The sequence below is a fragment of the Sulfurospirillum sp. MES genome, from assembly GCF_000789415.1.
GTDB lineage: Bacteria > Campylobacterota > Campylobacteria > Campylobacterales > Sulfurospirillaceae > Sulfurospirillum > Sulfurospirillum cavolei.
Genome location: NZ_JSEC01000002.1, coordinates 411,912 through 424,975 on the forward strand (window position 1 = coordinate 411,912; position 13,064 = coordinate 424,975).

The window sequence follows — 13,064 nt, forward strand, 5'->3', positions numbered from 1 at the left end:
ATACTCCGTTGAAGGGAGCTTTTAACGTTATAACGTACATTTTTCACCCAGACGGTATCCGACGACCCACCAACCCAAAACGACCAGAATCGCGCCTAAAAATCCGTTAAACGTTAGCAAACCAAACAGCCCCATCACCATCGCGAGCACGCCTAAAAGATAACTGCCCGAGAGCACGGCAAACAGGGCAACGACGCTACCTGAAAGTCCGACGTAATTGAGGTAAATGATCTTACCTAACCAAACTTTGAGCTGACATGTCAAAAGAGAAGGATTGCTCGCGCATACGTCGATCCATTTTTCGTTCACGTAAATTCCCTCTTTAAGTGCAAAAATCGCCAATGCCGCAACGAGCAAAAACGAGAACGTTCGGACTATTCCACACATTTTAGACACGGAAAGCCATAAAGTCGAGCCTAAAACGACCATCATAACCACCCAATTGAGCGCAAAATCGTTGCGTGCACTTTCGTGTAAAAGCACCGCCAATGCGGCGATAAAAAGTGCCAAGCCCGTCACTTTTTCTAAAAGCCCGTTCAACGCTTTGCGATCGGTCGTCACATACGCGATCGCGTAAAATGCCGTAATGATGCCGAGCGTTCCGATCTCGAAATTCAAGTAGCGTCCGTCAAACGCCATCGAAAGTGCCATGACAAGAGCAACGCCGCTGCTGAGCGTATGCAACAGATCATACGCAAAAAAGCTTTTTTGAAACGGCTCGCTAAGCGTTACGACCGACATCAAACGGCTCATACGTGCCGGAAAAACCATCTCTTCGGTCATCACGTAGCGTACGATTTTGAGCCATAAGATCAACGCAAGCCCCAAACACAAAATCGCCCAAACGACCTCAAGGGTATTTCTCGAAACCATCCAATACTGATACGCTTGCCACACAAGTGCTACCGATCCGCCCCACAAACTTACAAACCAATATGCCGCTTTTTTACATGCGCACGTCTGGATACGCACCAGCCAAATCAACCCGAGCAAGCTTAAAGCAAAGCTTCCCGCGAACATCCATTGTGCGTACGGATAATTGCTCACAAATCCGTGCAAGATATGTTTATCCGCGCGATCTGCGTCAAAAAGTCCCCAATAACCGCCGACCGCACCCTCGCTCACGCGTTTCCACGGTTGGTCAAACGCCTCGATAAAGTTGTATTTCCATCCGCCTTCTTGCGCCATTTTCACAAAACCGCGCGTAAAAATCGCTTGATTTTCCGCACTCGGGTAAGCACCTTCGCGCATTCGCCCGAAACTCGGCCAACCCGTCTCACCGATGACGATCTCTTTGTCGGGGATTTTTTGCATCATCGCTTCGCGAATCGCTTTGACATGTAAGAGTGCTTTATCGACGCTAATAGGCTTATCTTCCCAATACGGCAAAATGTGTATCGTCACGCGATCGACCGCGGGTGCGACTTCGGGATGTTTGTTCCAAAACTCCCATACGTCGGCATACGTGATCGTCATATCGGGCAACGCTTCTTTGACGCTTTGAATATACGCAACCAACTGAGACGCACTCACGTCGCGGCGCAATAACGCTTCATTGCCGACGACGACGGTCTCGACGATGTCTTTGTTCTCTTGCGCAAGCGCGATCACGGTTTCGATCTCTTTTTTCGTCAACGTCGCATCGCTGCTGACCCATGCACCCAACCAAAGTTTCAGCCCGTGCTTGCGGGCAATTTCGGGTAACGCCTCCAGCCCGACGCTCGAATACGTTCGAATACACCCCGTAATCGTCGCCAAATGCGCCAAATCTTTGTCCATCTGTTCGAGCGAAGGCTTAAACCCGTTTGGAATATCAAACGGCGAATCGTCTTTCCCGAAAGGCGCGTAAGAGAGGCATTGAAGCTTGACGTCCTCGGGAAGCGTTACAAGAGAATCGGAAGGTTTTGCCGCCCAAAACCAAAAAAGCCCGAGACTGACAAACATGACCAAATAAAAAAGCGTGATTTTAAGCGTATGCTTCATAAAACAATACTCCCTACTAAAATGGCGCGATTATACAGAAATTGGGTTTAAGGGTTGACATGTAGATCAATTTTAAGAGTATTTTTCCTAATCTTTATACAGCGTTTTTATTATTACATTATTTCAAAAGTACCTTACTCTGCCGCTTCACACTTCGCGGAATAGTTCTTGTATAAGCCTTTTTATCACACAAAAAGGAAACATCATGTCGATCGTAGCGTATATTAAAGAGAACAATCTTGCATGGCAGCCCTCTTTTAGCGGAGAATTGGGGCAAGGACTGGTCGGTTACCGAGGTGCTTTAATTATCGAAGCGGGAAAACAGCTCTCCGCCGATAGAATTTTGCCTCCGAAAATTCAAGCGAAACAAGTTTTGGTCGTAGCCGACGATGCGAGTATTAAATTTTTTGCATGCGAACTTGAAAGTATTACGCATTTTGAGCCTTTTTTCGAAAAGTATAAAGCGTTTTTTACACCCGCGACTTTGGTCGTTCTCTACGTCACCGACTTGGATAAAAACGGTACGTTTACGTATGAGGGCGTTACTTTCAATGCCTATTCGCTTGCGGAAAGCTCCGTTTGGAACGAGCTTTTAGATCTCTCTAACTTAGAGAAAGGTGAACTCAAAAAGATGGACAACGCCGAGAAGATCGAAGCACTTTACGAAGCGCTTTTAAGCGTCGATTGCACTGCTACGGCAATGAGTTTTGAAGAGGTATTAAGCCACAAAGGCGAGAGCTCCAAAAAAATTATGGGTGCGGTTTAAGCCGTCTCATCCCGTTTCATGCTACACTTTGACATGTCAAAAAAAGGCGTAGCATGAAAATCAAAAAACTCTGTTCTCTGAAAAAAGACGACGTAAAAGCGTATGCCAAAAAGATCGTCAAGATCGTCTCAAAACCCAAATTTATCTGCGAAAAATGCGCTCGCACGGCAAAAGATGAAAAGCATTTGTGCCATGCAGTACCCCTTAAAAAGCTCTAGCGCACCATCCGTACGGCACCCGCAAAGCCTTTAGTGTGCGCGTCAACACTGCCGTTTAACAGATCGATCGTGTAAAAGAGTGTGGGGATCGCCGCATCGCCTTCAAGGTAAATCGAAGCGGTGAGGTAGTTTGCTCCCTCGCCCGTCGTATCGCGTACCTTGCCGAAAATCTTTGTATTGATGACCGGAGGTTGACAGCGATCATCGACCAGCGTAAGCAGTTCATCCAGCGTCGGCAAACGCCATTTTTCCCCAAGCAAGCGTGCTTTTTCTTCAACTTCCGCACGTCGCATCAACTCGACTTCACCCACGCACCCTCTGTTGTTCTGCCATGTTTGCCCAAGGGCACAGCGTCTCCAGATGAGTCCTGTTTTGATGTCGCGCACTTCGTCTGTTGTGGCGATCAAAGTATTTGAAGGGAAAGAACATTCTGCCGTTAGGTTGAGCGCACAACACAGGAAAGTTGCCATATATTTTTTCATCGGTTTGTCCTCTCTCTTTGGAAACACTCTTTCAAAACATACCACAGCGCCGCTTAATCGTTTCAGCACTTTTGACATGTAAAGCACTCTTTAGCATCTTGCATGTACAATAGAGATTATCTTATGCAAAGGTTTTTCCATGAAAAAAGCACTGGTACTTCTCAATATGGGAGGTCCGAACAATCTTGATGAAGTCAAACTCTTTTTATCTAACATGTTCAACGATGCCAACATTATCACCGTCAAAAGTGCTCTCTTACGCCGTTTGATCGCGTTTATGATCACGACTTCGCGTACCAAAACGGCACAAGCCAACTACGCCAAACTGGGCGGCAAATCGCCTTTGGTCGGGTACACCAAACAACTGGTTTCAAAACTGCAAAGTGCCCTTCCTTCTTTACATGTAAGCTTTGCGATGCGCTATACGCCGCCTTTTTGCGATGAAGCGATCCGTGAGCTTCAAGCACAAGGAATAGAAGAAGTCATCTTATTGCCGCTGTATCCGCACTACTCGACCACGACGACCAAGTCTTCGGTAGAGGATTTTACGAAAACGGCGAAAACGTTGGGATTGCACGCCAAAATACGCGTGATAGAGCGTTTTTTTGAAAATGAAAGCTACAACCGCCTTTTACTCAAAAAGATCAAAGAAGCACTTGCCGAAAACGACCCAACACAGATGGAACTGATCTTCTCAGCACACTCTTTGCCGCAAAAAATCATCATTAACGGCGATCCGTATGAGAAAGAGATTATCTTACATGTCAAAGCGATGGAGACACTTTTGGAAGCAGAAAACTTGCATTTTAAAGCGGTGCATCTAGCGTATCAGTCCAAACTAGGACCGGTTAAATGGCTAGAGCCCTCTTTGGAAGACAAACTCAAAACGCTGGAGAACAAAAACGCACTTATCGTTCCCATTTCGTTTACGATCGACAATTCCGAAACGGAATTTGAGCTTAGCATGGAGTATGCACATCTTGCGCAGGAATTAGGATTTGAGCGATACCTTGTGGCAAAGTGCCCCAACGACGACGATGGTTTCGTTGAAGCGATTAGTTGCTGGGTACAAGATCGCTTGAAGGGGTAAGGTAGCCGTTTTCGACAAGCTTTTCGACCACTTCTTTAAAAACGGGAACCGCACTTTGCGCCGCAAAATACGCTTGTCGTTTTTTGGCTTCGCGAACTAAGACGCCGATTGTGTAGCGATTTTTTTTATCGTTGGCAAAGCCGAAAAACGAACCGTTATAACTTCGAACGTACTCTCCGTCCTCCGCGATATGTGCCGTACCGGTTTTACCGCCGATTTCGAGTCCTTCGATTTTGGCACCCGTTCCCGTACCTTGTTGAACGACTTTAATTAAAATCTTTTGCATTCGTTTTGCCACCGAAACGGGGATAATTTGATTTTCGGGGCTTTTTTCGGGAAACAGTTCTTGCCCGATAGGCGAAACTAACTTTTTAACCAACATCGGCGTTAAAATACGTCCGTTGTTATTGAAAACGTTGTACGCGCGAATCACTTGCATAAAAGTCGCGTTCATACCGTATCCGTATCCGACCGTAGCTTTGTAAATCGGAGAATTGAAGCGGTTGATCGTAGGAATAATGCCCGGATTTTCAAAAGGCAAATCCACGCCGCTTCGCACCGAAAACCCAAAATCTTTGAGTCCTTGGTAAAACTCCATTGCATCGAGTTTTTGAGCGATTTGCGCCGTTCCGACGTTACTCGAATAGACGATAATATCTTCGGCGGTCAGTTTGTCCGCCTTGTGCGTATCTTTAATGACTTTCGTACCGAGTTTGTAACTTCCGCCGTACACGTTCACAATATCGTAGGGATTGACTTTATTTGCTTTAAGTAATAGCGCAAACGTAATGCTTTTCAAAACCGAACCGGGTTCGTAAATATACTCGATCGCCGATACGTTCAAAGAACCGTAATCTTTTTTCTCGATCAGATCGGGATTGAAACGATTGCTCGATGCCAACGCAACGAATTCGGCCGTGTCGCTGTTTAAAATACCCACGATAATCTCTTTGGCTTCTAAGTTTTTTTGATATTGATCCAAGACGCTTTCGATAATTTTTTGCATTTTTAACGAGATCGTCAGATGCACGTCGTAACCGTCAAAGCGGCGCGAAGAGACGCTATTTCCGTCCAAAATAACCGTATTGGCGATATCGCGAAAACCGTAGACCAACGAGTCTTGTACCGAAGAGAGTTTGTCTTCATAGTAGCGCTCGATACCTTTAACACCGGTCGTTTTCGTGATGTTTTTTTGCTCGACTTTACGTACGTAGCCGACAATCGGCGTCAGCGAATCCACCGCCGGATAAAGCCTGTCTTCGCCGCTTTCGACCACGCTCAGTCCGTGCAAAAACGCTACGCCCGTTTTGGGGTCTTCATAACTTTTAAAAACACCGAGCTTGTAGAGCTTTCGTGAAAGTTCTTGCAGGTATTTGGCCGTTTTTGAATCAATACGATACGATAACACCGTACTGCCGGAATTGGAACCAAGCGTCGCGGCGACCGCTTTAGGATCGTCTCCGCTGTAAAGCGAATACAAACGCACGAAAAGGTCTAGCTTTTTAGGATCGATATTGCGCGTGTCGACGATGGCTTTGTAGAGTTGTTGGCTTGTTGCGATTTTAAAACCGTCCGCACTTACGATATTGCCGCGCAATGCATGGTTGACTTCGCTGTGTTCCAAACGAGGCAATCGTCGTTCGATGGTAGCCCAATAAAAAAGGGTTCCCAAAAAGATCATAAACCCTAAAAGAACAACGACGAATAAGAAGAGAATTTTAATTTTTTTAGTATCTGAGGGTTCCATGCAAAGGCAAAAAGTTAAATTTGAGTTTTAGAGATCTCTTTATAAGCACTAAGGGCTTTATTGCGAATCTCTAGCATTAGTTTCATACTTGTTTCGGCTTTATTGATAGCAATAGCGGCTTGATGCAAATCTTTGACTTCACCGGTTGCAATATCCGCCATAGCACGATCGCCTTTGACCTGCGAATCGTTAATTTCGGCAATCGATTGTTCTAAAATCTTTGAAAAATCGTCACCGCTTTTAACATCACTTTTGTCACCGGTTGAGAGCAAGGTATTGAGTGATGAAAGTTTATCAATGCTACTAGGCATTTAGCTTATCCTTTTAAAAGATCTATCGCATTTTGAGCGATGGATTTAGCACTTTGAAACGCCGAAACGTTGGCTTGATACGCACGGGTCGCTTCGATGAGATTGGACATCTCGATGACGGGATTAATATTCGGATATGCCACGTATCCTTCCTCGTTGGCGTCCGGATGCGTCGGGTCGTATTTGTAGCGGAACTCGCTCTCGTCGCGTACCACCTTATCCACGGCAACGCTCATTATAGCAGGATTGGCATTCTCTTGCAAGAACGGATCGTCTAAGGGATTTTCATAACTTAAGAGGTTATTTTGGCTCGCCAGTTTGTCATTGAGCGTTTGATTGAAATCCGTCGCTTTAAAGACGACGTCGCGACGTTGGTAAGGACCGCCCTCGCTTGTTCGCGTGGTATTGGCGTTGGCGATATTGGAGCTGATCACTTCCATACGGAAGCGTTGTGCGGAAAGTCCGTAGCTGCTAATATCGAAACTGCTCAAGTATGCCATAGCTCAATCCTTATAGTTTAGACGAATATTCGATGACGCTTTTAAAAATAGCACCGTTTTTTTGCAACGCCGACGTGAGTGCGTTAAACATCATCGCATTTTTACCGAGCTCGGAAGTCTCTACGTCCAAATCGACGGTATTACCGTCATTGCGTGCCGTATGCCCGTCTCTGAGGTAAATCGTCGCTTTGGAAGTATCAAAACTTTTATCTCCGCTTAAATGCGACATGTCGGTTTGTGCCATTTCCAATGTTGCGTTTCCTGTCTCGCCCGCACCGTAAATCTCTTTGGTTTTTTCGATCAAAGCCGTCTCAAAATCAACGTCTCTCGATTTATAAAAAGGGGTATCGATATTGGCGATATTGCTTGAAATCAAATCTTGACGCAAGGCTCTTGCGTTTAAGCCTTCGACCATCAAAGCGTTTGATTTACTGATCTCAAATCCCATTTGTTACCCTTTCTCGAATCTTGCCTTATGTAAGCAATTTTTATTCCAAAATATGCTTCAACCAAGCTTTAATCTATTTTTGTGTAGAATAGATCAAAATCTAATTATACACAAAGAAAGCATGCAAACCGATAAAATACTTTTTTCACTCTGTGCTTTTGCACTCTTTGTAGGGATGGTCTTTTCACTCTCCCTACCGGTGTTTACGACACTTTTTTTCGACTATTCCGAATACCATTTTTTCATTCGCCAATTTGCCGTAGGAATGCTGTGTATTTTTATCATGTGGTCGCTTTCGCAACTCGATCCCGATAAGTTCTTAATGCATATCGGCTTTACGATTTTTTTAAGTTGCCTCTTGTTAATGGGCGTCATGCACTACCTTCCCGAATCACTCGTCACCTCCGCGGGCGGGGCGAAACGGTGGATTCGTCTTCCGGGCTTTTCGTTAGCTCCGGTTGAGTTTTTCAAAATTGGATTTGTCTATTTCCTTGCGTGGAGTTTTGCGCGCAAACTGAACAACGATAAAAAAAGCCTCAAAGAAGAGATGTTACTGATTTTGCCGTATATCGCTATGTTCGTTTTAGTCATTTATTTGATCGCCGTTATGCAAAACGATTTAGGGCAAGTCGTCGTCCTTGCCTTGACGTTTGCCGTGATGGCATTTTTCGCCGGCACCAGCGCGCAACTCTTTATGCTCGCGATTTTAGGTTCTATTTTCGTTTTTTTAGTCGCCATCTTTAGCTCAACGCACCGTATTTTAAGAATCAAAACATGGTGGGCGACGATTCAGAACATGGTTCTTTCAATGTTTCCCGAAAGCATCGCATCCGTTTTGCGTGTCGAAGACGCACCCGAGCCTTATCAAATTTCCCACTCGCTCAATGCCATCAAACACGGCGGTATTTTCGGTGAAGGTATCGGCAACGGACTTTTCAAGCTCGGCTATTTGAGTGAAGTGCACACCGACTTTGCCCTTGCGGGAATCGCCGAAGAAGTCGGAGCTTTAGGCGTCACGCTCTTAACGCTCGTCATTGTGACGATTATTTACCGTATCTTTAAAATCGCTTCCAGAAGTCATAGTAAAGTCTACTATCTTTTTTCTTTGGGTATCGGTCTTTTGATCGTTTTTTCATTTTTAATGAATGCATACGGCATCACATCTATCACACCGATCAAAGGTATTTCGGTTCCGTTCATCAGTTACGGCGGTAGTTCTATCTTAGCTCTTTCTGTCGGTATCGGGATGGTTCTTATGATCAGTAAAAAGGCTAAGCTGTGATTGCGATTACCGGAGGTGGAACCGGAGGTCATTTGGTCATCGCACGGGCAATTAAAGAAGAGTTACTCAAACGAGGTCATAAACCGCTTTATATCGGTTCAACCGCAGGGCAAGACCGTGCATGGTTTGAAGGCGACGAAGCGTTTGAACGCACGTACTTTTTGGAGAGTAGCGGCGTGGTCAATAAAAAAGGCATTCACAAACTTCGCTCGCTTTTTACGACGGTACGTTTAGCCTTTACATGTAGACGTCTTTTTAAACAACACGGCGTAAGCGCCGTCTTTTCCGTCGGCGGATATTCGGCGGCACCGGCGTCCTTCGGTGCGTTGATCGCTAGGTTACCGCTTTATATCCATGAACAAAATGCCGTAGAGGGAAAACTCAACCGACTGCTCAAGCCGTTTGCTAAAGCGTTTTTTAACTCTTATCGACACGATGCGATTATGACGGATTATCCCGTAAGCGATGCGTTTTTTGCAATTCGCAAACAGCGTCAAACACTCAAAACCGTCATCTTTTTAGGCGGAAGTCAAGGCGCAACGTTTATTAACGAACTTGCATGTACGCTTGCCCCGTTTTTCCATGAAAGAGGCATTGCAATTATCCACCAAACGGGTGCAAAAGAGTTTGAACGCATACGACGTTTCTATGACGAGACCGCTATCCCCGCCGACGTATTCGACTTTTCCAAAGAGATTGCCCAAAAGCTCTCACGTGCCGATTTTGCGATCAGCCGATCGGGTGCAAGCACGCTTTGGGAACTCTGCGCCGCTTCCTTGCCCGCTTGTTTTATTCCTTACCCGCATGCTGCCGCTAACCATCAATATTACAATGCCAAAACATTGGTCGATCAAGGTGCCGCACTCATGATGGAACAAGCGAACGTCGATTCTCACAAGCTATTTGAGATGATCTTGGCATGCGATCTTGCCTCTTTATCGCAAAAACTCACCGCCTTAATTCATGAAGGCGGAGCTAAAGCGATTGTCGATACAATACTGCAAAATCAACCCAAGGAGTCAACATGTTAGAAAACTTAATCGTTCGTATCGCAACGCGCGACGATGCCAAAGAAATTGCCGCTTTTAACGTTTTGTTCGCTAAAGAAACCGTCAATAAAAACGTTTCGCTCGCATTGACCACCGAGGGCGTTCATCAAGTTTTTGCTAAATTTCACAACGGTTTTTACCTGATGGCGGAAGTCAATCAAACCATTGTCGGATTGACGATGATCACAAGGGAATGGAGCGATTGGAACAACGGAGCGTATTATTGTATTCAAAGTATTTTCGTGACCGACCACGAGCATGAAAAAGAGATTCACGATGCACTGTTGGATAAAGCCAAAAGTCTCGCAAAAGAGCATTACGACGTCTGCGGAATTCGACTTTACGTTCACAAAGACGACAAAACGACTCAAAAAGCTTATGAAGAGTTGGGATTGCAAAAAACGAAATACAGAGTATTTGAAGAGACGTTTTAAATGATTGTAAAGTGTTTGGGATAAAAAAGTCGCTGTTAAGAAGCGTAAAACAAAGTGGTGCGCCCGAAGGAATTCGAATCCCTGACCTCCGGTACCGCAAGGTTCGTTCAAAGTTTAGAAAAGTCCTAAATATGCGGGTTTTTATCTCGTAGAGTAGCAGTTTGACCGGCTACCAACTTCAAGAGCCCGCTGAAACATACATGCGTGATGTCCTCAAGATAACCTCAACAACTAAAGACCTTATGACATACAATCCATCGGCTAAGATGATAAATGACAAAGTTATAAATCTCTTTTTGAAAAACTATAAGCACTGTTCCTTCCCCAACTGGCTATATTCTCATCATATTGAAGAGAATCAGATAATTTTTTTCTGATTCTCTTATCAAAGCAATGTTAGAGCCTTAAGTTTTCTAATAATACTTTATTGAAAATTTATTCTTACAATAAAAATTAGTCACTTTCCGTAAGTATTCCATCTTTTGCAAATGCTCTTAAGAATCTCATGATTAATTCATCCTCATCTGGAGCTGTTTTTGCCTTTAATTTCATACTGTTAAACAAGGCTTCCCACTCTAACATATTATGATCTTTAACGACTTTTGCATGATGGCACTTTGTGCATTTATCATAGAATAAGTCAGAGTTGGTTTGCCATGCTTCATCTTGATCTTCTGTTAAAATATTATTTGGCACAGTAATAGTGACAGTTCCTCTATTATTGTCAACGATTACTTTTTTTTCATCTTTTAATTCCATTGATAATAAACTTAGATTTTCTGTTGCATATAATTTCGTTTTATCGGAAGGATTAACATAGCCTGAAATTTCTATTTTAGCAGATTGATTACCTTTTGAAATGACTTTAACAGGAATGCCGTTATATAAAATCACATTTTCATTTGGCAATGTTATTGATAATTCGCCAGGTGTTGTGATAAACCATGAAGCTTGTAAATTCAATGATGTTAGACCAATAATAACCAATTTTAAAAAAAATTGCATGTATATTCTCCTTATAAATTTAATTTTTTATCTCGACAATTTTTGGAAGTGAATGTGCTTGATTTTCCAAAATAGTACCTTCGGCTTTTTTGATAGCAATTAATGTTGTATTTGCAGTAGAAGACTGCGCCATGCTAGATGTTGAACGAGATGATGTTAATACATTAGGATTACCATTATTTCCTCTACTGCCAGCTACAGAAGGATCTTCTGGGCTCCACCATGAACCCTCTTCAATAGCAACGACACCTTCTCTGATGTCATCAGTAACTACTGCACCAACCAATAATCTCCCTCTATCATTATAAGCTTCTACCAAGTCACCATTTTTTATGCCATATTTTGCGGCATCTTTAGGATTAATTCTAATAGGCTCTCTACCTTGTACTTTATATAAATTAGCAATCCAAACATTATCTAACTGTGAATGTTTACGATATGTTGCATGCGGAGATACAAGATGTAACGGATACTTTTTAGATTCTTTATTTCCAAGATACTCTGCAGGCTCAAACCAAGTAACGTGTCCTTTAAAATCTTTATACCCAAAGCTTGCAAATTTTTCTGAAAAGATTTGTATTTTCCCACTTTCAGTACTTAAAGAGTTGTTGATTGGATCTTCTCTAAAATCTCCTTGTCTCACATACTTATAAGCTTCATCAGGAATATCATATTTGATAACTCCTTTTTCCCAAAACTCTTCAAAACTTACATCTTTTGCGGCATCTGATTTACTATAAAATGCTTTAATGTGTTCCATAGCAGATTTACCTTCAGAAAATCGTCTATATTTAGATTCGCCGAATTTTTTTGCTAATAATGAATATATTTCATAATCATCTTTCGCTTCATATTGATTGTCAACGACTTTTTTCATTGCATAAATTCTATCGCCGGAATAACTTCCACTCAATAAACTAATATCATCTCTCTCTAAAAATGTAGTTACTGGTAAAACAATATCAGCCATTTTTGCAGTTGGTGTCCACCAAGGATCTTGAACAATGAGAGTATCTAAATTTTTAAGCCCTTTTACAAGTTCATTAATATCTTGCTGGTGACCTACAGGATTTGCACCAGCTACATACATTAACTTAATTTTCGGAAGCTTAATTTTTTCACCTGTGAAATCAATTTCTTTACCAGGGTTTAAAAGAGTTTCATTGAGTCTTGAAGCTGGAATAATGTCACTTACTCTATTTCTTCCTTGTGAAAATCCCCCAGGACCAGATTTACCAGCAGAAGCTTGTCCTCCTCCACCGTAATGCATAGAAAAACCAAAGCCTCCACCAGGTAATCCAATTTGACCAATCATGGATGCAAGAGTTATAATTCCCCATTGAAATTGTTCACCATGATGAGCTCTTTGGCAAGCCCAGTTACCTGCAATAAAAGTTCTTTTAGATACAAATAATTCTGATAATTCTTTAATTTTATTCGTTGGAATTTCAGTGATTTTTTCTGCCCATTCAGGTGTTTTAACGATACCATCACTTTTACCTAACAGATATGGTAAGAATTTATCAAATCCATCAGTATATTTTTCAATGAACGATTTATCATATTTTTTGGTTGTATAAAGGTGATACATCATTCCAAGCATTAATGCTACATCTGTATTAGTGATCTGGCTACACTTATTAGGACACAGAAATGATAAGATTTCTACATAATAAGGAAGGATTGATAATATGGTCAACAAAGCTCAGAAATATACACAAGAGTTTAAAAACTCAACAATACAATTAG

14 protein-coding genes and 1 tRNA gene are annotated in these 13,064 nt (G+C 42.8%); 6 read left to right on the top strand and 9 right to left on the bottom strand.

Going from position 1 to position 13,064, the window contains the following annotated elements:
- Positions 1–27: 27 nt before the first annotated feature.
- Positions 28–1,983, bottom strand: coding sequence for a glycoside hydrolase family 17 protein (locus OA34_RS05600; RefSeq protein WP_039673212.1), 1,956 nt, complete (start codon positions 1,981–1,983; stop codon positions 28–30).
- Positions 1,984–2,188: 205 nt separating this feature from the next.
- Here OA34_RS05600 and OA34_RS05605 point away from each other — a divergent pair, with 205 nt between their 5' ends.
- Together OA34_RS05605 and OA34_RS13580 are read left to right on the top strand one after the other, a co-directional pair.
- Positions 2,189–2,749, top strand: coding sequence for a hypothetical protein (locus OA34_RS05605; RefSeq protein WP_039673214.1), 561 nt, complete (start codon positions 2,189–2,191; stop codon positions 2,747–2,749).
- Positions 2,750–2,802: 53 nt separating this feature from the next.
- Positions 2,803–2,967 carry a hypothetical protein gene (locus tag OA34_RS13580; protein WP_286682873.1) on the top strand — a complete coding sequence of 55 codons (165 nt, stop codon included), beginning with the start codon at positions 2,803–2,805 and terminating at the stop codon, positions 2,965–2,967.
- Here the strand turns inward: OA34_RS13580 and OA34_RS05610 are convergent.
- Complete coding sequence (locus tag OA34_RS05610) at positions 2,964–3,449, bottom strand: Lcl C-terminal domain-containing protein (protein ID WP_039673216.1); 486 nt, start codon at positions 3,447–3,449, stop codon at positions 2,964–2,966. The two genes, OA34_RS13580 and OA34_RS05610, sit on opposite strands and share 4 nt — an antisense overlap.
- Positions 3,450–3,588: 139 nt before the next feature.
- Between OA34_RS05610 and hemH the strand changes: the two genes are divergently transcribed.
- Entirely contained in the window at positions 3,589–4,539 is a 951-nt protein-coding gene (gene hemH / locus OA34_RS05615) for a ferrochelatase (RefSeq protein ID WP_039673218.1), read from the top strand.
- On the opposite strand, the gene OA34_RS05620 is transcribed toward hemH, so the two are convergent.
- The 4 genes from OA34_RS05620 to flgB are packed head-to-tail and all read right to left on the bottom strand — an operon-like array spanning position 4,505 to position 7,545.
- Complete coding sequence (locus tag OA34_RS05620; RefSeq protein ID WP_039673220.1) at positions 4,505–6,286, bottom strand: peptidoglycan D,D-transpeptidase FtsI family protein; 1,782 nt, start codon at positions 6,284–6,286, stop codon at positions 4,505–4,507. The genes hemH and OA34_RS05620 overlap by 35 nt on opposite strands.
- A 14-nt stretch (positions 6,287–6,300) precedes the next feature.
- On the bottom strand, positions 6,301–6,597 hold the full coding sequence (gene fliE, locus OA34_RS05625; protein WP_039673222.1) for a flagellar hook-basal body complex protein FliE: 297 nt from the start codon (positions 6,595–6,597) through the stop codon (positions 6,301–6,303).
- Between the two features lie 5 nt (positions 6,598–6,602).
- Positions 6,603–7,097 carry a flagellar basal body rod protein FlgC gene (gene flgC, locus OA34_RS05630; RefSeq protein WP_039673224.1) on the bottom strand — a complete coding sequence of 165 codons (495 nt, stop codon included), beginning with the start codon at positions 7,095–7,097 and terminating at the stop codon, positions 6,603–6,605.
- Positions 7,098–7,107: 10 nt separating this feature from the next.
- Positions 7,108–7,545 carry a flagellar basal body rod protein FlgB gene (flgB, locus tag OA34_RS05635; RefSeq protein WP_039673226.1) on the bottom strand — a complete coding sequence of 146 codons (438 nt, stop codon included), beginning with the start codon at positions 7,543–7,545 and terminating at the stop codon, positions 7,108–7,110.
- A gap of 121 nt (positions 7,546–7,666) precedes the next feature.
- Between flgB and OA34_RS05640 the strand changes: the two genes are divergently transcribed.
- From OA34_RS05640 to OA34_RS05650, 3 genes are read left to right on the top strand one after another with little or no spacing between them, the layout of a single operon-like run.
- Entirely contained in the window at positions 7,667–8,827 is a 1,161-nt protein-coding gene (locus OA34_RS05640; protein ID WP_039673227.1) for an FtsW/RodA/SpoVE family cell cycle protein, read from the top strand.
- Positions 8,824–9,858: an undecaprenyldiphospho-muramoylpentapeptide beta-N-acetylglucosaminyltransferase gene (murG, locus tag OA34_RS05645; protein WP_039673229.1), complete on the top strand. Its 1,035-nt coding sequence runs from the start codon at positions 8,824–8,826 to the stop codon at positions 9,856–9,858. Before OA34_RS05640 ends, murG begins: the two co-directional genes overlap by 4 nt.
- Positions 9,852–10,310 carry a GNAT family N-acetyltransferase gene (locus tag OA34_RS05650; protein WP_039673231.1) on the top strand — a complete coding sequence of 153 codons (459 nt, stop codon included), beginning with the start codon at positions 9,852–9,854 and terminating at the stop codon, positions 10,308–10,310. Before murG ends, OA34_RS05650 begins: the two co-directional genes overlap by 7 nt.
- A 55-nt stretch (positions 10,311–10,365) precedes the next feature.
- Here the strand turns inward: OA34_RS05650 and OA34_RS13585 are convergent.
- The 3 genes from OA34_RS13585 to OA34_RS05660 all read right to left on the bottom strand — a co-directional run bounded on the left by OA34_RS13585 (position 10,366) and on the right by OA34_RS05660 (position 13,017).
- Positions 10,366–10,500: transfer RNA gene (locus OA34_RS13585), tRNA-Ser, on the bottom strand.
- 263 nt (positions 10,501–10,763) lie between these two features.
- Complete coding sequence (locus OA34_RS05655) at positions 10,764–11,315, bottom strand: hypothetical protein (protein WP_039673233.1); 552 nt, start codon at positions 11,313–11,315, stop codon at positions 10,764–10,766.
- A gap of 19 nt (positions 11,316–11,334) precedes the next feature.
- Positions 11,335–13,017 carry a molybdopterin-dependent oxidoreductase gene (locus OA34_RS05660; RefSeq protein ID WP_502685199.1) on the bottom strand — a complete coding sequence of 561 codons (1,683 nt, stop codon included), beginning with the start codon at positions 13,015–13,017 and terminating at the stop codon, positions 11,335–11,337.
- Positions 13,018–13,064: the final 47 nt, after the last annotated feature.